18 protein-coding genes are annotated in these 17,655 nt (G+C 71.6%); 15 read left to right on the plus strand and 3 right to left on the minus strand.

Annotated features, from left to right (window positions below; all coding sequences use genetic code 11):
- Positions 1 to 49: 49 nt before the first annotated feature.
- From KUM49_RS49735 to KUM49_RS06420, 4 genes are read left to right on the plus strand one after another with little or no spacing between them, the layout of a single operon-like run.
- Positions 50 to 178 (plus strand): hypothetical protein, encoded by a 129-nt coding sequence (locus KUM49_RS49735; RefSeq protein ID WP_302185402.1) that lies wholly within the window; start codon positions 50 to 52, stop codon positions 176 to 178.
- Positions 175 to 873 carry a hypothetical protein gene (locus KUM49_RS06410; protein ID WP_217235715.1) on the plus strand — a complete coding sequence of 233 codons (699 nt, stop codon included), beginning with the start codon at positions 175 to 177 and terminating at the stop codon, positions 871 to 873. The genes KUM49_RS49735 and KUM49_RS06410 overlap by 4 nt, the downstream gene beginning before the upstream one ends.
- Before the next feature lie 52 nt (positions 874 to 925).
- Positions 926 to 1,345, plus strand: coding sequence for a phage holin family protein (locus KUM49_RS06415; RefSeq protein ID WP_217235716.1), 420 nt, complete (start codon positions 926 to 928; stop codon positions 1,343 to 1,345).
- On the plus strand, positions 1,342 to 1,812 hold the full coding sequence (locus KUM49_RS06420) for a DUF3618 domain-containing protein (RefSeq protein WP_217235717.1): 471 nt from the start codon (positions 1,342 to 1,344) through the stop codon (positions 1,810 to 1,812). Before KUM49_RS06415 ends, KUM49_RS06420 begins: the two co-directional genes overlap by 4 nt.
- Positions 1,813 to 2,045: 233 nt before the next feature.
- On the opposite strand, the gene KUM49_RS06425 is transcribed toward KUM49_RS06420, so the two are convergent.
- Positions 2,046 to 3,071 (minus strand): YihY/virulence factor BrkB family protein, encoded by a 1,026-nt coding sequence (locus tag KUM49_RS06425; protein ID WP_374200134.1) that lies wholly within the window; start codon positions 3,069 to 3,071, stop codon positions 2,046 to 2,048.
- 112 nt (positions 3,072 to 3,183) lie between these two features.
- Between KUM49_RS06425 and KUM49_RS06430 the strand changes: the two genes are divergently transcribed.
- From KUM49_RS06430 to KUM49_RS06440, 3 genes are all read left to right on the plus strand, one after another.
- Positions 3,184 to 3,867 carry an antibiotic biosynthesis monooxygenase gene (locus KUM49_RS06430; protein WP_217235719.1) on the plus strand — a complete coding sequence of 228 codons (684 nt, stop codon included), beginning with the start codon at positions 3,184 to 3,186 and terminating at the stop codon, positions 3,865 to 3,867.
- A gap of 67 nt (positions 3,868 to 3,934) precedes the next feature.
- A complete protein-coding gene (locus KUM49_RS06435; protein ID WP_217235720.1) occupies positions 3,935 to 4,555 on the plus strand; it encodes a helix-turn-helix domain-containing protein in 621 nt (206 codons plus the stop codon).
- A gap of 16 nt (positions 4,556 to 4,571) precedes the next feature.
- On the plus strand, positions 4,572 to 5,312 hold the full coding sequence (locus tag KUM49_RS06440; RefSeq protein ID WP_217235721.1) for an SRPBCC domain-containing protein: 741 nt from the start codon (positions 4,572 to 4,574) through the stop codon (positions 5,310 to 5,312).
- Positions 5,313 to 5,332: 20 nt separating this feature from the next.
- Here the strand turns inward: KUM49_RS06440 and KUM49_RS06445 are convergent, their stop codons facing one another.
- On the minus strand, positions 5,333 to 7,159 hold the full coding sequence (locus KUM49_RS06445; protein WP_217235722.1) for an endonuclease/exonuclease/phosphatase family protein: 1,827 nt from the start codon (positions 7,157 to 7,159) through the stop codon (positions 5,333 to 5,335).
- 279 nt (positions 7,160 to 7,438) lie between these two features.
- Between KUM49_RS06445 and KUM49_RS06450 the strand changes: the two genes are divergently transcribed.
- The 5 genes from KUM49_RS06450 (at position 7,439) to KUM49_RS06470 (ending at position 12,685) form a co-directional block, all read left to right on the plus strand.
- The gene (locus KUM49_RS06450) at positions 7,439 to 8,875 is read left to right on the plus strand and encodes a hypothetical protein (protein WP_217235723.1); all 1,437 of its coding nucleotides are present in this window, start codon (positions 7,439 to 7,441) and stop codon (positions 8,873 to 8,875) included.
- Between the two features lie 185 nt (positions 8,876 to 9,060).
- On the plus strand, positions 9,061 to 10,506 hold the full coding sequence (locus KUM49_RS06455; RefSeq protein ID WP_217235724.1) for an alkaline phosphatase PhoX: 1,446 nt from the start codon (positions 9,061 to 9,063) through the stop codon (positions 10,504 to 10,506).
- Positions 10,507 to 10,694: 188 nt separating this feature from the next.
- Positions 10,695 to 10,928 (plus strand): hypothetical protein, encoded by a 234-nt coding sequence (locus KUM49_RS06460; RefSeq protein ID WP_217235725.1) that lies wholly within the window; start codon positions 10,695 to 10,697, stop codon positions 10,926 to 10,928.
- A 72-nt stretch (positions 10,929 to 11,000) separates the two neighbouring features.
- Positions 11,001 to 11,648, plus strand: a complete 648-nt coding sequence (locus KUM49_RS06465; protein WP_217235726.1) for a GntR family transcriptional regulator — start codon at positions 11,001 to 11,003, stop codon at positions 11,646 to 11,648.
- A gap of 20 nt (positions 11,649 to 11,668) precedes the next feature.
- A complete protein-coding gene (locus tag KUM49_RS06470; RefSeq protein ID WP_217235727.1) occupies positions 11,669 to 12,685 on the plus strand; it encodes a 1-aminocyclopropane-1-carboxylate deaminase in 1,017 nt (338 codons plus the stop codon).
- 96 nt (positions 12,686 to 12,781) lie between these two features.
- Here the strand turns inward: KUM49_RS06470 and KUM49_RS06475 are convergent, their stop codons facing one another.
- On the minus strand, positions 12,782 to 13,813 hold the full coding sequence (locus tag KUM49_RS06475) for a LuxR family transcriptional regulator (protein WP_217235728.1): 1,032 nt from the start codon (positions 13,811 to 13,813) through the stop codon (positions 12,782 to 12,784).
- A gap of 224 nt (positions 13,814 to 14,037) precedes the next feature.
- Here KUM49_RS06475 and KUM49_RS06480 point away from each other — a divergent pair, with 224 nt between their 5' ends.
- Genes KUM49_RS06480 through KUM49_RS06490 form a run of 3 tightly spaced genes read left to right on the plus strand, consistent with a single transcriptional unit; the run spans position 14,038 to position 17,565 of the window.
- Entirely contained in the window at positions 14,038 to 15,072 is a 1,035-nt protein-coding gene (locus KUM49_RS06480) for an FkbO/Hyg5 family chorismatase (protein WP_217235729.1), read from the plus strand.
- On the plus strand, positions 15,069 to 16,616 hold the full coding sequence (locus KUM49_RS06485; RefSeq protein WP_217235730.1) for a class I adenylate-forming enzyme family protein: 1,548 nt from the start codon (positions 15,069 to 15,071) through the stop codon (positions 16,614 to 16,616). The genes KUM49_RS06480 and KUM49_RS06485 overlap by 4 nt, the downstream gene beginning before the upstream one ends.
- Positions 16,603 to 17,565, plus strand: coding sequence for a DMT family transporter (locus KUM49_RS06490; protein WP_217235731.1), 963 nt, complete (start codon positions 16,603 to 16,605; stop codon positions 17,563 to 17,565). Before KUM49_RS06485 ends, KUM49_RS06490 begins: the two co-directional genes overlap by 14 nt.
- Positions 17,566 to 17,655: the final 90 nt, after the last annotated feature.

The raw sequence follows: 17,655 nt of genomic DNA on the forward strand, positions 1-17,655 counted from the left end.
GGGTCACCATGGCCAGGACGGTCATCGGCACCTGGTCATGGGAGGCGTCATGAAGCTCGGCAAAGCACTCGCCACCGGAGTCGCGGAAGAGCGGCCGCAGGTCCACGAGGAGGAACTCGACCTCCCCGAGGAGATCAAGGAACTGAAGGCCCCCGAAGAGGTCCCGGCCGCCCGATGAGGCTGCGGCTCCCCGAGGAACGCCCGACGGAGCCACCGACCGGATACAAGATCGCCCACCCGGTGCTGTCCCACGACGGCACCCGGGCCGGGTTCACCGGGGTGTCGCTGGGCGGCGCACTGCCGTACGCAGTCCTGGACGACGCGACCTGCGTCTACGGCCTGCGGCACCGGGCACCGCACCGCCGCTGCGACTGCGGGTTCCACTGCGTGCACGACCGTACGACGGCCGAGGCACTGCTGTGCACGGCCGAGCACCGTACGGCCGTCCTGCTCGAGATCTCCGTACTCGGCCGGTACATCCGCTTCGAGCGCGGCTACCGGTACGCCCGTCAGCGCGTCCGCACGGCGACCGTCGGCCCGTGCGCCTGCGGCACGGTCGCCGCCGCGCTGGCCGACGCCGGCTGGGGCAGACCGGGGTGGCGGGTGCTGGCTCCCTGCTGCACGGCATGTCTGCGCGGTCGTACGTCCGTCTCCTTGGCCGGCTTCGCCCGGCTGGCCGCGGGCGGGCTGCGGGTGGTGGCCGGGAAGGGTGTGCGGGTGGCGGGGGAGGCGTCGGCGCCGGATGCCGGCGGCGGGCCCGGGGTGCCCGAACTCGTCGCGGAGGCCGCCCTGTTGCAGGCCCGGCTCGACTGGTTCCAGAGCCGGCTTGACCGCCTCGGCGAGCGTGGGCTCGGAGGCGGGCCGCAGGGGTAGCGGGGGCCGGTCAGGGTACTCGGGGGTTCCCATACCGAGAGGAGGCGGAACCGTGACCGGGACCACGGCACCCAGGCCGGTACATGACGAACACCATTCGGTGGGCGACCTCGTCGGACAGGCCACCGAACAGGTCTCCCGGCTCGTACGACAGGAAGTGGCCCTCGCCAAGGAGGAGCTCGCGGCGAAGGGCCGTCGCGCCGGACGGGGCGGCGGGCTGCTCGGTGCCGCGGGTGCCGTCGGCTACGCCGGCTTCCTCGCCCTGGCCGCCACGGCCGTCGTCGCGCTCTCGCTGGTCCTGCCCCTCTGGGCGGCGGCGCTCATCGTGACGGCCGTCCTGTTCGCACTCGCGGGCCTGCTCGCGGCGACCGGCCGCGCCCAGCTGCGCCGCGCCGCACCACCCACGCCCGAGGAAGCGCTCGGCAGCGTCAGGGCCGACGTCGAGGAGATCAGGGAAAGGGCGCATCGATGACGGACAAGGCAGCACACGGACAGGGGTCGGGCGGCGCCAAGGGGCCCGACGAACTCCGCCGGCAGATCGAACGCACCCGCAGCGAGCTCGGCGACACGGTCGAGGAGCTGGCCGGCAAGGTCGACGTCAAGGGCCGTGCCCGCGCCCGCGCCGCCGATCTGAGGGACAAGGCGGGCGCGATGACGGTACAGCTCCGCAGCAGTGCGGCGATGGCCGGCCACACGGTCCAGGACCGGGCCAGCCATGCGGGGCACACGGTCCAGGACAAGGCGGCCCAGGCGGGCCACACGGTCCAGTTCAGGGCGACCCGCGCAGGTCACGCCGTCGAGCACAACCTGCCCACGCCGGTCCGCACCGCCGTGCAGGCCGGGGCGCGGCACCCTCGGCCCGTGCTGGTCGTCGGGGTGGCGGCGGTGGGTGCGCTGATCGCGGTGGAGGTGCTGCGGCGCCGGCACGCCGGGCGCTGAGAGGGCCGGCCGTCTTCGGCCCGGGTTGGCTGCATCGGCCGGCCCGGGCCGAAGCGGTGCGTGGGGTGGCGGCCGGAGGTGGGTCACGCAGCCCGGCGCTTACGGGGTGCCGCCCGCGCCCACCCGTGCCGCTCAGCGGCACGGCTGCCCGCGGGTGACGCGGCACGACCGCCTTCGGGGGGCGGTGGCGGGGTGCTGTGCGCGGGTGATCGTCCGTGGGGCAGGAATCCGTCTCACCTGCCGCGCGCAGCCCTCAGCCTCGGCGGCCACTTTCGGGTGTCCCTCGGTTCCACGTACGGCTCCTCCGTCGGCGGGCGGCCTGCCGTGATCGCCCGCTCGCGCGCCAGTTCCGCGTCGAACTCCAGGCCCAGGAGGATCGCCATGTTGGTCAGCCAGAGCCACACGAGGAAGACGATGGCGCCCGCGAGCGTGCCGTACGTCTTGTTGTAGGAACCGAAGTTGGCCGCGTACAGGGCGAATCCGGCGGACGCGGCAAGCCAGATCAGGGTGGCGAGGATGCTGCCGGGGGAGATCCAACGGAAGCCCCGGCCGCGGACGTTGGGGGCGGCCCAGTACAGCAGGGCGATCATCAGGATCACCAGCAGCAGCAGTACCGGCCACTTGGCGACGTCCCACACCGCGATCGCCTCGTCACCGAGACCGATCGTCGTGCCGGCCCGCTCGGCCAGTGGACCCGTGAACACCACGATCAGCGCGCTCACGGCCAGCATCAGCATCAGCACCACGGTCAGCCCCAGCCTGAGCGGCGTCAGCTTCCACACCGGGCGGCCCTCCGGCAGGTCGTACACGGCGTTGGACGTACGGATGAACGCGGCGACGTACCCGGACGCCGACCACAGGGCGAAGAGCAGGCCGAGCACGGCCAGGACGCTGCCGGTGCCTCCGCTGTCGCCGAGCTGGACGACCGCGTCCCGCAGGATGTCCCGGGCGGGGCCCGGGGCGAGGTCGCCGATGTTGTCGAGGATCTTGTCCGTCGCGCGCTGTCCCACCACGCCGAGCAGGGACACCATCACCAGCAGCGCCGGGAAGAGCGAAAGGACGCCGTAGTACGTCAACGCGGCCGCCCGGTCGGCCAGTTCATCGTCCAGCAACTCCTTCAGCGTGCGCCACACCACCGCCCGCCACGACTGCGCGGGCAACTTGGACGGGCTGTCCGTCTTCGCCGTCTCCGTCGTCCCGGCCGTCCCCGTCGTCTCGGCCTTCTCCGTCATCTCGGCCCTCCGGGCCTTCTCGTCCATGACCAGGCGGGTCTCCCGAATTCCCCCCGCGAATCGGCTACTTGACCTGAATCTTGGTTGAGGTTGAAGAGTGGCCGGTGCACGCATCCCGTACCCATCGACGGAGGCCGTCATGACCCGCCGTACCGGCACTCACCCCGACCTGGCCCATCCCCGCGTCGGCGCCGCCCTCTTCAGCACCTGGCGAGTCGGCACGCCCGAGCGGCAGCGGCAGGCCGTCGAGGCGATTGCGCACACCTGGGAGCGCAGGCCCTGGCCGGCCGCCGACCTGCTCGCCTACCACGTCTACACCGGGCACGACGGCGAGACGCTGATGCACCACTCGCAGTGGGCGGGCGAGCAGGCCTACGAGGCCTTCGTCAAGACCCACCGCCAGGAACGCAACGACGAGATCGACACCGCCGTACCGGGCATCGAGCGCGTCGGACTCGACAGGTACCGGTACTACCGCAGCGAAGAACGGGCCGCCTGCGACCACCGTGTGCCGGGGCTGATCGTGACCGTGCGGGTCGACTTCGAGCCCGGCGCGGCCGACCGGCGCGGCGACTGGATCGACCTCCTGCTGCGGACGCCCCCCGGCCCGGGCGCCCACCACGGCCTGATCGCCGCGCACTTCCACCTGGCCACCGACGGCACCCACGTCCTCAACTACGCGGAATGGGAGACCGCGGAGGCGTACGACAGGGCCATCGCCGTGCCCGTCGGCGAGGAGTGGGAGCGGGTGCGGACGTACCCCGGCGTGAAGGGCTTCACGGGCACGCGCCACCACCACGCCCTCGGCCTCGTGCCCGAGTGACGTCCGCAGGGCAGCCGAACATCCAAATCGTCTGGACAAAAAAAATTTTCGGTGAGACGGTGGATCCATGTTGGACGTGACCGTGATCGAGGACCCCGAGGCCGCTGCCGCCTCCCTGGACCCCATAAGGTCCCGGCTGCTCGCCGAACTGGCGGCCGGCCCCGCCTCGGCCGCCATGCTGGCCGGCCAGGTCGGGCTGCCCCGGCAGAAGGTGAACTACCACCTCAAGGCGCTGGAGCGGCACGGTCTGGTCGAGCTGGCGGGCGAGCGCCGCAAGGGCAACGTCACCGAGCGGCTGATGCGGGCGACCGCCGCGTCGTACGTCATCTCGCCGCTCGCGCTCGCCGCCGTGCAGCCGGACCCGGACCGCTTCCGCGACCAGCTCTCCGCTCGCTGGCTGCTCGCGCTCGGTGCCCGGCTCGTGAGCGACGTCGGGTCGCTGATCACCGGCGCGGCCAAAGCCCGCAAGCGGCTGGCGACGTACGCGCTGGACGGCGAGGTGCGCTTCGCCTCGGCCGCCGACCGGGCCGCGTTCATCCAGGAGCTGACGGCGGGGGTGACCGCGCTGATCCGCAAATACGACGCCCCCGACACCGAGGACGGACGTGATCACCGGATCGTCGTCGCCGTCCATCCCACGCTCAAGCCCACGGGCGACGCCCAGCCCGCCCCAGAACTGGACCAGTAGTCCTCAGGAGCCCACCATGTCCAAGGAATTCGAGATCGCCCGCGAGTTCGAGGTCGACGCCTCACCCGAGCAGGTGTGGGAGGCGGTCACCGCCGGGACCGACGGCTGGCTGTGGCCGATGGAGGCCCCCGAGCCGCGCGAGGGCGGCAAGGGACCCTTCGGGTCCAAGGTCACCGCCTGGGACCCGCCGCACCGCTACACCAACCGTGTCGAGGACGTCGAGGGCATCTCCGAACAGACCCTCAACCAGCTCGACTACACGATCGAACCGCGCGACGAGGGCCGCCGCGCCTGGGTGCGGTACGTGCACAGCGGGATCTTCGTCGACGACTGGGACAACCAGTACGACGGTGCCGCGAAGCACACCGACTTCTACATGGCGACCCTGCGCCAGTACCTGCTCCACTTCGCGCCCCGCACGGCCGCCTTCACCACCTTCGACGGTCCCGACCCGTCCAGCACACCGGACGCCTTCGCCGCCGTCGGCCGGGCGCTCGGCCTCGCGGAAGACACCGCCGAGGGGGCGCGCGTCCAGGTTCGTGGCCCCGAGGGCCAACCGCTGGACGCGGTACTGGACTTCCGCAACCCGTACTTCATCGGGCTGCGCACCGAGGACGCCCTGATCCGCTTCTTCGGGCGCAACCACTGGAGCTACCCGGTCGGGATCAGCGTCCACGACTTCGCGGCCCATGCCGACGCGGAGGCCGACGAGGCCGCATGGAAGGGCTGGCTGAACGGTGTGTTCAGCCAGCCCTGAGCTGCACGACCGGTCGGCGGCTACGGCTTGAACCGCAGCACCTGCGGGTCGTGGTCGCTGATCTGGTCGTTGAACTCCGCGTTGATGTGCACGCTGTCGTACTCGAAGTCGCAGGAACGCCGGATCGACGGGCTGACCAGGATCTGGTCGAGGACCTGGGCGTTGCCCTGGTAGACGTACGAGTAACGCTCGCTCTTCGGCAGCGACTTGATCGCCGACCAGAGGGCGCCGTCGCTCTCCAGGATCTCGGTGGTGCCGGAGAACTCGAAGTCGTTGATGTCACCGAGGGTGATGACATCCGCGTTCTTCTGGGTGGCCAGGATGTCCTTGACGAACGCGTTCACCGCGGTCGCCTGCAGGGCGCGCTGGGTCTCCGAACTGCGCGCCGGCGGCTGGTACTGCGAGGTCAGCCCCTGGTCGCCGCCCTTGGAGTTGAAGTGGTTGGCGATCACGAAGACCGTCCGGCCGCGGAAGGCGAACTCGCCCGCCAGCGGCTTGCGGCTGCTGTTCCAGGCGGTGTTCGCCGGGTCGATGCGGCCCGGGGAGACCGTCAGCGCGGCCTTGCCCTTCTCCTTGGTGACCCCGACGGCGGTCGTGGCGTCGCCGCCCGCACGGTCGGTGAAGGAGACCCGCTCCGGGTTGAACAGGAACACCTGGCGGATGTTGCCGCCCGGCTCGCCGCCGTCGGTGTTGTTCGCCGGGTCGATCGAGCGCCAGTCGTACGCCGGGCCGCCGGCCGCGACGATCGCGTCGATCAGCTTGGTCACCGTCTGGTCGGCGGCGACCGTGCCGTCGTTCTTCGCGCCGTTGTTGTCCTGGATCTCCTCCAGGGACACGATGTCGGGCGACTTCAGGTTGTGCACGATCGCGGAGGCGTGCTCCTCGAAGGAGGCGTCGGTCGGGTCGAGGTTCTCGACGTTGTACGTCGCGACCGCCAGCTCGCCGTTCTTCTGCTTCTCGGTGGTCTCGCGGGCGAGGCCTGCGCTCTTCAGCGTGCCGATCCGGCCCGCGACGAGGGTGTAGCCGCCGAACTGGTTGTAGTCCAGCGGGCCCGCGGTGCTGCCGGTGAGGACGTCGCCGACGTTCGCCTTCGGGAAGTCGGCGGTCGCGCCCAGGGACTGGATCTGCAGTCGGCCGGTGTTCTGCGACTCGTAGGAGCCGTAGACCGTGCCGCCGCGGCGGTTGCTGTTCTCGCGCGGCTTCACCGTGACCCACAGCTCGGTGAACGGGTCGGTGGCGCCGACCACGCGGACGTCGGCGACCTGGACGTTCATGCCCTCCAGGGACTCGTAGTAGTCCAGGGCGTACTTCTTCGGCTGCAGCGTCAGGCCGTTGACCGAGCCGCCCGCGGCGGTGTCACCGGCCGGGCTGTAGGCGCTCGGCACCGACCTGGCGTCGACGACGGTGGCGGCCGGGACCGCGTTGCCGCTGGAGACGACGGTCACCGTCGGGCGGACGATCTCGGTCAGCGCCTGGTTGCCGGAGGCGGCGCCGCCCGGGACGAACTCCGAGATCGTGCCGGAGACGGTCACCGCGTCGCCGACAGCGACCTTCGGGACGGAGCTGGTGAAGACGAAGACGCCCTCGCTGGTGGCCGGGTCGGCGTCCGGGTTCGGGTCCTGGATCCAGAAGCCTCTGGAGGAGCCGTAGGTGCGCACGCCGGTGACGATTCCAGCCACGTCCGTGACCGTCTTGCCGGCGTACGGGGATATCCGGGTCGTGCCCTGGATGTCATGGATGCTCACGGAGTCCGCGTGCGCGGGCGAGGTGAGGACGACGGTGGAGGCCGCGGAACAGACGGCGGCGACGGTGAGCGCGGCGAGACGCGCGGAAGACTTGCTCGGCAACGGGGATCCCTCCGGGGACGTACATGGGCGCCGGGACGAGGGTGGTGCGTGGAACGGTGGGAGCCGCGACCTGTGGGGCGGTGGCGACGCGCGTAGAAGTTAGCGTGAACAGATGTCCGCCGGGTTTCTACGCGCGTCAATCTCGTGCCTGGTCACGCCACTTGTCAAGGTTTCGGCCATGTACGGTCCCTGACCGGGAGAGGAACCGGGTGGCATGGGTGGAAAGCGGTCTAGGCTGAGCGGCTGAGTGGTACGACACGCCTCTAGGAGAACCAGCCGATGTCAGACAGCTCCCCCCTGCCACCGGTGCGCCTGCACCCCGAAGCGGAGCTGGCGCGGGACGCCCTGTCCACACCGCTGCTGTCACGGGCCGCGCGGCTCGCCCGCTGGGCCGGACCCGAGACGCGGATCGACGCCGGGGGCGGGCTCGTCGAGGAGCAGTTGCCCGCGGCGGCCGAGGCCCTCGGACTGAGCGGGGACGACGCGGCGGCGTACGCGAGCGAGGCCTGGCGGGTCGCCGTCGACACCGGGCTCGTCGAGGTCGTCGACGAGGAGGCCGGCACCGTCGCCGCGGGTGAGGAGCTGGCCCTGCTCACCGGCGGCGCCCCGCACGACGTGCTCGGCGTGTGGCTGGCCGCGCTGGAGACCGTGCTCGCCGACGCGAGCGTGCCGGACCTGGACGACCTGATCGGTGCGATGGACGCCGAAGAGGGCGCCGCCGAGATCGACCCCTCGTCCCTGGACTGGGACCCCGAGGCCGAAACCGAGTTCCTGGACGGCGTGCTCGGGAACCTCTACCTCCTCACCGCGGGCGAGGACGTGCCCGGCGAGGCACCGGTGCCGCTGCCCGCGCTGGCCGCCTCGATGATCGTCCCCGGCGACATGGGCGAACCCACCAACGACATGCTGGAGCAGGTCTCCGACGCGATGATGCGGCTCGACGACCAGTTCCGGCTGCTGGAGCCGGTGGGACTCGTGGCGTACCGGCCCGTCGACGAGGCGCTGATGGCCGACACCGACGAGGAGCCCGCCTCACCGGTCGACGACACCGACGTCTCCCGCTACGGCATGGTCCGGCTGACCCCGCTCGGCCTGTACGGCCTCAGGGCGCGGCTCCTGGAGGCCGGTTTCGAGGCGCCCGCGGTCGGCGACCTCGCGGACAAGGGGGCCGACGCGCTGCTCGACGGTACGGCCGGCTTCCCGCCGACGGCCGCCCAGGCCGAGACCGAGCAGTGGCTGGCCCGCCGCGATTCCCTCGCCGCGGCACGGGAGTTGCTGGCGGCGGCGCGGGGCTCGGACGCCGGTGCGCCGCTGCGGCGACTGCTCTGCCAGCAGGCGCTGTCCCTGGTGGGCGACGAGGCCGAGCCCGCCCTGCGCGAAGTGCTCGACGACCCCGAGCTCGGCGGACTGGCCCGGGTCTGGCTGGCCGAGCGGGGTGCCTCCGACGTGCCGGCCCCGTCCGAGGAGCTGGTGTTCTGGCTGACCGTCGACACGCTCGCCGCGCAGCTCGCGGCCGAGGGCAACTCCGACGAGCTCAGGAGCCTCGTGGAGGGGCTGGCCCAGCAGCACAGCGGATTCTTCGCGGCGGCCTGGCGGGTCGACCACCCGGCGACGGCGGACGTCCTGGAGGCGATGGGCCGGCTGCATCCGGACAAGAGGATCGCGAAGGAAGCACGGAAGGCGGCGTTCAAGGCGCGGTCGCAGCAAGGGGGCTGAGCAGGACAGACCTGAGGTGACCCGTGAGGTCCCTTCGGGGCCTCCTGGGGTGGTGCGCACGGGTTCACGGAACAGGGCCCGGTGAAGTCGTCCGGTGTTCAACCGGCGTTCAGACGCGGGCGGGACGGTTGCGCGGACCGAGGTCCGCCACCCTCCACGGCAAACCCCCCGTCACAGGAGACAGCATGTCGCTCACCCGCAGGGACTTCGCCAGAACATCCGCGATCACCGGTGCCGGTGTCGCGCTGGCGGGCAGCGTCGGCGCCCTCGCCACCGCTCCGAACGCCCTCGCCTCCACCGAGACCGAGGGCACGCGGGACTCGGCGGACATCCACGGCGGTGTCGGTTACGGACCGCTGATCCCCGACCCGAAGGGCATCCTCGCGCTGCCCGCCGGGTTCACCTACCGCATCCTCACCCACAGCGGGAAGACCAGGCTGGAGTCGGGCGAGTTCACGCCGTCCAACCACGACGGCACGGCCACCTTCGCCGGTCCGCGCGGCACCACCCTCCTCGTCAACAACCACGAGCTGAAGGGCCCGCGAGCCAACTGGGACCACCCCGTCCCGCTCACCGAGGGCCTTGTCTACGACCCCGCGGCCTCCGGTGGCTGCACGGTCGTCGAGGTCCGCCCCGACGGACGGGTCGCCGAGTGGGTCGGCATCGCCGGCACCTCCACCAACTGCGCGGGCGGCAGCACCCCGTGGGGCACCTGGCTCACCTGCGAGGAGAACTCCGACCGGGCCGGCACCAACGGCATGACCAAGGACCACGGCTACGTCTTCGAGGTCGACCCGGCCGACCGGCGCGCCAACAAGAACCCCAAGCCCCTGAAGTTCTTCGGCCGCTACGACCACGAGGCCGTCGTCATCGACCCCAAGCGCGGTCACGCCTACCTCACCGAGGACGCCGCGAGCCCCAACGGCCTGCTCTTCCGCTGGACCCCGCCCACGGGCTTCGAGCACGGACGCGGAAAGTTCCGCACCCTCGCCGACGACGCCGGTGTCCTCCAGGCGCCCAGGTGCTTCGACTCCGGCGGCACGTTCGTCGACGACCTCTCCCGCGCCACCAGGATCGGCACCGTGTACGGCGTCGACTGGGTCGACGTACCCGACCGCGACGCCAAGACCGTCGCCGTGCGCAAGCAGTTCGGCGCCGGCGAGATCACCCGCGCCCGCAAGCTGGAGGGCATGTGGTGGGGCGACGGCGGCGCCTACCTCGTCTCCTCGTACGCCCGCGCGGAGAGCCCTGTCCAGCACGACGGCCAGGTCTGGTTCTACGACCCCAAGCGCCGCACTCTCACCCTGAAGGTCCTCCTCGGCGTCAACCCCGACCCCTCCGTGGACGGCGCCTTCGACGGCCCCGACAACATCACCGTCTCCCCGTACGGCGGCCTCGTCCTCGCCGAGGACGGTGAAGGCGTCTCGCACCTCTTCGGCGCGACGGACCGCGGCCGCACCTACCCCATCGCCCGCAACGACCTGAACGTCGGCACCGAAGAGGAGCCGGAATTCAGCGAGTTCGCCGGCGTCACCTTCTCGCCCGACGGCAGGACGCTGTTCGCCAACATCCAGAAGCCGGGAATCCTGCTCGCCATCACCGGGCCCTGGAAGCGCCAGAAGCGCGGGTAGCCCGGCTTGCAGCCACTTTCGAGTGATCCCGCGTGAAGCTGGGCGTTCCGAGCCTGATTCGAGAACGCCCACCGCGCGCGGGCGGGGAAAGGCGGTTCTCCCGCGCAGGCTTTGAAATCGTGGGACAGCGGCCCCTGTATCAGGTGGAGGTGAGTCGGGCAACCGCAGTCGTTCGGCTGGGTGGCCTGTTGGACCTTCGCATCGGTTACAAGTCCGACCGGCTGGCGGAACTCGTGAACCGCGTCACGCATGTGGGGCCAGCGCGTAGTGAGATGCACGGTTACGACGATTCCGTCGCTCTGGATCGGGTGAAAGCCGTGACGAAAGTAGGTCGCAGGGCCGTGTACGGCCTCGCGGCCGAACCAAGTGGACTGATCGTGGTCAACGGCATCATCACAGGCAGTGTTTCTGGCGCTGCCTGAACCGGCTGCGCGGTGGGTGGCGCAGTTCTGGGGGGTGGCGGAGGGCGCGATTGGCATCTAACATTTCAGTTCGTGGAGGCCATCCGACCCGTGCCGCGCACCCTGCTCAGGGACCGCGCGTACGAAGCCATCAGGGACGCCATCGTCGCCGGGGAGATCGAACCCGGCGCGGTCGTGCGGGACGCCGAGCTCGCCGAGCGGCTCGGGCTGTCCCGGGCGCCGGTGCGGGAGGCGTTCTCGCGGCTGGTCGACGAGGGGCTGCTGGAGAGCAAGCCGCAGAGCTACACGCGGGTGACGCCGGTGGTGGCCTCCGACGTACGGGACGCCGCCGCCGTGGTCGGCGCCATGCACGAACTGGTCACGCGGATCGCCGTGCCCCGGCTGTTCGCCGCGGACGTCGAGGCGATGCGCGCGGCCAACGAGCGGTTCGCGGCCGCCGTCCAGGCCGGCGACGTCGACAGCGCCCTGCGCGCGGACGACGCACTGCACGACGTCCTCGTCCGCGTCAGCGGCAATCGCGCGGCCGCCGCCACCGCGGCCCGCTACACCCCCCTCATCCGCCGCCTGGAGCGACGACGCTTCGGCGAGGGCGGCAACTGTCTGTCGGCCGGTCTGCACGACCGGCTGATCGAGTCCTGTGCGGCCTCGGACGTGGACGAAGCGGTCCGTGTCACCGCGGAGATCTGGCGAGGGCTGGCCGAACTCGCCGACAGTGACTGATCCCGACCCCGGGAGGACCCATGTCCCTTTCTTCCTACGATCGCTACCCCCTCCTCTTCGGCCCTTCCCCCGTGCACCCCCTGGAGCGGCTCACGGCGCACCTCGGCGGCGCCGCCCTGTGGGCCAAGCGCGAGGACTGCAACTCCGGTGTCGCGTACGGCGGCAACAAGACGCGCAAGCTGGAGTACCTGGTCGCCGACGCGCTCGCGAAGGGGTGCGACACGCTCGTCTCCATCGGCGGGGTGCAGTCGAACCACACCCGTCAGGTCGCGGCCTGTGCCGCCCGTGCCGGGCTCAAGTGCGTGCTCGTGCAGGAGAGTTGGGTCGAGTGGCCCGACTCCGTGTACGACAAGGTCGGCAACATCCTGATCAGCCGGCTCGCCGGAGCCGACGTACGACTGGTGAAGGCCGGCTTCGGGATCGGGTTCAAGGAGAGCTGGGAGCAGGCGCTCAGGGAGGTCGAGGAGGCCGGCGGCAAGCCCTACGCCATTCCGGCCGGCGCCTCCGACCACCCGTACGGCGGGCTGGGCTTCGCCGGATGGGCGTACGAAGTCGCCGAGCAGGAGCGGGAGTCGGGCGTCTTCTTCGACACCGTCGTGGTGTGCTCGGTGACCGGGTCCACCCAGGCCGGAATGGTCGCCGGGTTCCGGGCCCTGGAGGAGGCGGGCGGGCGGCAGCGGCGCGTGATCGGCATCGACGCGTCGGCGGCGCCCCTCCGCACCCGGGAGCAGATCGCGCGGATCGCCCACAACACCGGTCGACTCATCGGCGTACAGGCGGAGCTGACCGAAGCGGACGTGGAGCTCGACGACCGGTATCACGCGGGCACGTACGGGATCCCCGACGAGACCACCCTGGACGCGATGCGGCTCGCGGCCCGCACCGAGGGAATGGTCACCGACCCCGTGTACGAGGGGAAGTCGATGGCCGGGATGGTGGACCTGGTGGCGCGCGGGGAGATCGGCCGGGACTCGACCGTGCTCTACGCCCACCTGGGCGGGCAGCCCGCGCTGAACGCGTACAGCGCTCTCTTCTAGCGCCCGGCGCGGCTCTCCCCGGTGCCCGCGGTTTGTCACCAGGGCCCGGAGCGAGCCCCTTTCCGCACCGCGGGAAGGGGCTCCCGCGTGCCCGCGCTACGCGGCCTGGCGCTCACCGGTCCGCAGGCGCCGGCCGAGCACGTAGCCGGCCTGGAGACGGGTCCTGGCGCCCAGGGCGTCCATGAGGTCCGCGATGCGCCGCTGGCAGGTACGCAGGGAGATGTCGAGGCGCCGGGCGATCACCTTGTCCTCGAGGCCGTTCAGCAGCATGCGCAGAATGGATTCGTCGATCAGGGCGGAGGCGGAGCGCGCGCTGTCGTGGTCGTAGCGGCCGTCGAAGGGCCGTGCCTGGCCCCACGCCCCGGTGAGCGTGTGCCACAACGTCGTGACCACGGACGGTTCGTGTACGACGCTGAGGCCCGGCCCTCCGTCGACGGGGACCACGGCGACCTCGGCGTCGACCACCAGGAGCCAGGCCGGAGGAGTGGCGGAGGTACGCACCTCGCCGGCGTGGGCGTGGAGCGACTCCGCACGCTCGCGGACCCGTACGTCGAACCGCGCGGCCTCCGGCAGCAGCACCTTCAGCAGGTCGGGTCGCGTCCCGGCGTACCTCGGCCACGGCCCGTGTTCAGGGTCCGCGGTATCTTCCTCCCAGGGATCCTCGGTGGGCAGCGACAGCAGGATCTCCCGCTTCGCGCCGGCGGTGACCGTGGCGAGAATTCCCCGGGCGGCCTGGGCGTCCTCGACGCGCTGGACGGGGGGCTGCTGCGGCGCGTCCGCGAGGTTGGCCCGGTACAGGGGCAGCAGGCTGTGCATCTGTTGCCGCAGCCGCTCCACCGACTGAGCCCGCTGCCGCAGCGCTTCTTCCTGCACGGCCAGCAACTGCTGGGAGGCGGACAGCGGGTCGACGGCCACATAGGCGTAGGTGCACCCGTGCACCAGGTGCAGGAGCCGTAACCGGACCAGGTGGTCGACGGCTACGGCGGCCTCCGCCTCGGAGATGCCGAGCTCTCGCACACACCGTTGGACATCGACGTACTCGCTCCGCAAGGCGAGCGTGTACACCTTGCTGGCCGAGGTGCCTGCCAGAGGTACGTCCGGCAGTTCCGATATGTGACCGATGGTCATGAGGTGTCTCCCCCTCGTAATCGTGCCTGGCACAGGTCCGTGGCTGCCCTGTAGGGCGGCTCACCGTCGATTCTCTCCAAGGGGGCATTCCCCCACCGGTCAACCAGCCGCTTTGTTCATCGTTCGGCAACACCTCGGCTCGTCCCGCAACACCCGGGCAACACACGTCAGTCGACGCGTCCGGTGCGCTCCACGGTGGGGTGTGGCAGAGAGATAGGAGATCCATGAGCATCCGTCAGCCCGACGGCCGTTCGCAGCGCCTCTGGTCCGACCTGGTGCCGGGCGCCGCCCTGCCGGGAACGTCCGAGGCGCCGAGCGGCAACGTCCTGGGGCGGATCACATTCGCCGACGCCCCCGCCGAGCCCGCACTGGACGACGGCATCCCCCGCCTGACCACCCACCTGGCGAACCCGCACGTCCGCCCGGCCGAGGAGATCTGGCGGACCGACCTCCCGGTACGGGCCGGAAGCGCCGGCGACGCCGTCTACGCCGAGGACGGCGAGCACCTGTTCTACGCCGCGAGACTCGGCCCGCTGCCGGTGTACCGGGAGCAGGTGCGCGAACTGTACGAGGACGCCCTGCGGTTCACCTGGGAACGCGGCTACACCGACCTGGTCCGCATGTGGAACCTCATCGGCGGCATCACCAGCCCGAACGCGGACGGCCTGGAGATATACCGCGACTTCTGCATCGGCCGGGCCGAGGCGTTCGCCACCTTCGAGGAGCAGTTCCCCCAACTGCCCGCCGCCACCGGTATCGGCACGCTCAGCCCCGGTGTCGACCTCTGCTTCCTCGCCGCGAAGCCGGGCCGCGCCGTACACCTGGAGAACCCCCGGCAGACACCCGCCTACAAGTACCCCTCCACGTACGGCCCGAAGTCCCCGAGCTTCGCCCGGGCGACGTATCTGCGGGACATCGCGGGCCAGGGGCCGGGCCGCCTCTTCGTCTCCGGCACGGCCAGCATCCTGGGCGACGACACGGTGCACGTGGGCGACGTCGCACAGCAGACCGAGGAGACCCTCCGCAACATCGAGGCACTCGTCGGCAGCGACAACCTCCGGCGGCACGGCGTCGACGGCGCCGGGTACGACGTCAAGGACCTCGACCAGATCAAGGTCTACGTCCGGGACGCCGAGGACATCCCCGTCGTACGCGGCATCTGCGAGTCGGCGTTCCCCCGCGACACCGACATCGAGTACTTCAACGTCGCCGTCTGCCGGTCCGACCTGCTGGTGGAGATCGAGGGAGTGTGCCGGTGACCGAGACACTCACCCACACCACGGCCACCCCGGAGCAGCCCGCCCCCGCCGACGGCAACCTGACCGTACGCCTGGAGGACCTCGCCCGGCAGCATGGCTGGCTCGCCCGGACCGCGTACCTCCAGGGCACGCACCGCTACTCCTACGGCGAGGTGTACGACCAGGCGCGCCGGACCGCAGCGGCCCTGCGCGGACGGGGCATCCGGCGCGGAGACCGGGTGCTGCTCGCGCTGCCCGACAGTGTCGCCTTCGTGGTGACCTTCCTCGCCGTGCTGCGCGTCGGCGCGGTGGCCGTGCCGGTGAACACGTTCTTCCACGCGGACGAACTGCGCTCCAGCGAGGAGATCGCCGAGGCCGCACTGGTCGTCTCCGACGCCTCGCTGCGCGGGGAGTTCCGGGGCCGCACCGTCACCCTCAGGGAGCTGACCGGCACACCAGCGCGGGAACCCGCGGACGACGCACCGGAGCCGGTGGCCTCCGACGCTCCCGCCTTCGCCGTCTTCACGTCCGGGACCACCGGCAAACCCCGCCTGTGCTTCCACGACCACGGCGACGCCTTCCACTTCGACCGGGCGATCGGCGGCGTCCTCTCGCTGCGCCAGGGCGAGATCTGCTACTCCGTGTCGCGCATGTACTTCGCGTACGGGCTCGGCAACTCCGTCCTCCTCCCGCTGCAGCGCGGCGCCGCCGTCGTCCTCACCGCTGGGCGGGCGGACGAGACGAGCACCCTGTCGGTCCTGCGTCGCCACGGCGTCAGCGTCCTCTACGCCCAACCCAGCTTCTACGCCCGGCTGCTGGCCCACCCCGACGCCGGCCTCCTGGGCCGGCTGCGCCTGGCACTCGTCGCCGGCGAGACACTGCCCCGCCCGCTGGAGGACCGGCTGCGCCGCATCCTCGGGCCGCGCCTGCTCAACATCTGCGGCACGAGCGAGATCGGCCACGCCGTCCTGGCCAACGGCCCCGAGGAGATCCACCCCTACAGCCTCGGCCGGATCCTCCCCCCGTACGGCGTGCGGGTGATCGACGACGCGGGCACCCCCCTGCCTGCCGGGCAGGTCGGACAGCTGCAGATCTCCGGCCCCACCATCGGCCCCGGCGTGGCCCGGGGCAGCCTGCCGCCCCAGCGGCTCGGTCCGGACGAGTGGTTCACGACCGGCGACGCCGCCCGCGTGGACGACGACGGTCTGGTGTGGCTGTTCGGGCGCACGGACGACATCGAGATCGTCGCCGGAGCCAACGTCCACCCCACCGAGGTGGAGGACCTGATCACCGGGATCGCCGGCGTGCGCGAGGTGGCCGTGTGCGCGGTGCGCCGCCCCGGCGGGGTGACGAGCCTGCGGGCCTACGTCGTCGCCGAGCCCGCGGCGGGCCGCGGCGACCGCCTGGCGAAGACGATCCGCGCGACCGCTGAGGCATCGCTGACCTGGTACAAGGTCCCCGAGGACGTCGAGTTCGTCGACGCGCTGCCGCGCAACAGCACAGGAAAGATCCTCCGCCGCGTCCTGCGCGGAGGGAACACGGAGGTGCCCGATGGTCCAGAGTGAGACGTCCCCGGCCGCAGTGGCGGCCCCGCCCGCGGCTGCGAAGATCCCCCTCTCCGCGACAGTCGCCGCGGTGCTCACCATGGTCCTGTGGGCCTCGGCGTTCGTGGCGATCCGGCACATCGGCGAAAGCGTGCGCCCCGGCCCGCTGGCACTGGGCCGCCTGCTCGTGGGCGCCGTCCTGCTGCTCGCCCTGGTGGCAGTCCGGCGCGAAGGACTGCCGGCGCGCGCCGCGTGGCCGGGGATCGCCGGTATGGGTGTCTTCTGGTTCGGCCTGTACATGGTCGCGCTCAACTGGGGTGAGCAGCACACCGACGCCGGAACGGCCGCCCTCCTCGTCGGCAGCGGCCCGCTCCTGGTGGCCCTGCTCGCCGGTTTCCTGCTCAAGGAGGGCTTCCCGCGTCCGCTGCTCGCCGGCCTCGCGGTGGCCTTCGCCGGCGCGGCGCTGGCAGGGGCGTCCGGCGGCGACGGCGACACCGCCCTCATCGGCGTACTGCTCTGCCTGGCCGCGTCGGCGGGACACGCGGTGGGCGTGATCTTCCAGAAGCCCGCGCTCGGTCATGCCTCGCCGTTGCAGGTCACTGCCTACGCCAGTGCGATCGGTGCCGTCGCCTGCCTGCCCTTCGCGGGCCAGCTCGTCGACGACCTCGGCAACGCCTCGGCCGGGACCTGGGCCGGAGTGCTGTACCTGGGAGTCCTTCCGACGGCCCTGGCCTTCTGGACCTGGTCGTACGCCCTGGCCCACATGTCGGCGGGCCGCCTGGGAGCGGTGACGTACATCGTCCCGGCCATCACCGTGGTGCTGGCCTGGCCCACGCTGGGCGAGTTCCCCTCGGCGCTGGCCCTCGCCGGGGGCGCCCTCTGCCTTGCCGGGGTGGGGATTTCACGGCGCACTCCGCGCAGCGCGACCCCGGCGGCCGACGTTCCGCAGCCGACGCCGGCCCGGGACTGACGGTCGGCACATCATCGGGGGGCCCGTCCGGCATGACCGCCGGACGGGCCCTTGTGCTTGCTCGTAAGGTACGGGGAGAGCCCCCGGTCG

Source organism: Streptomyces sp. AC555_RSS877 (genome assembly GCF_019049245.1).
Classification (GTDB): Bacteria; Actinomycetota; Actinomycetes; order Streptomycetales; family Streptomycetaceae; genus Streptomyces.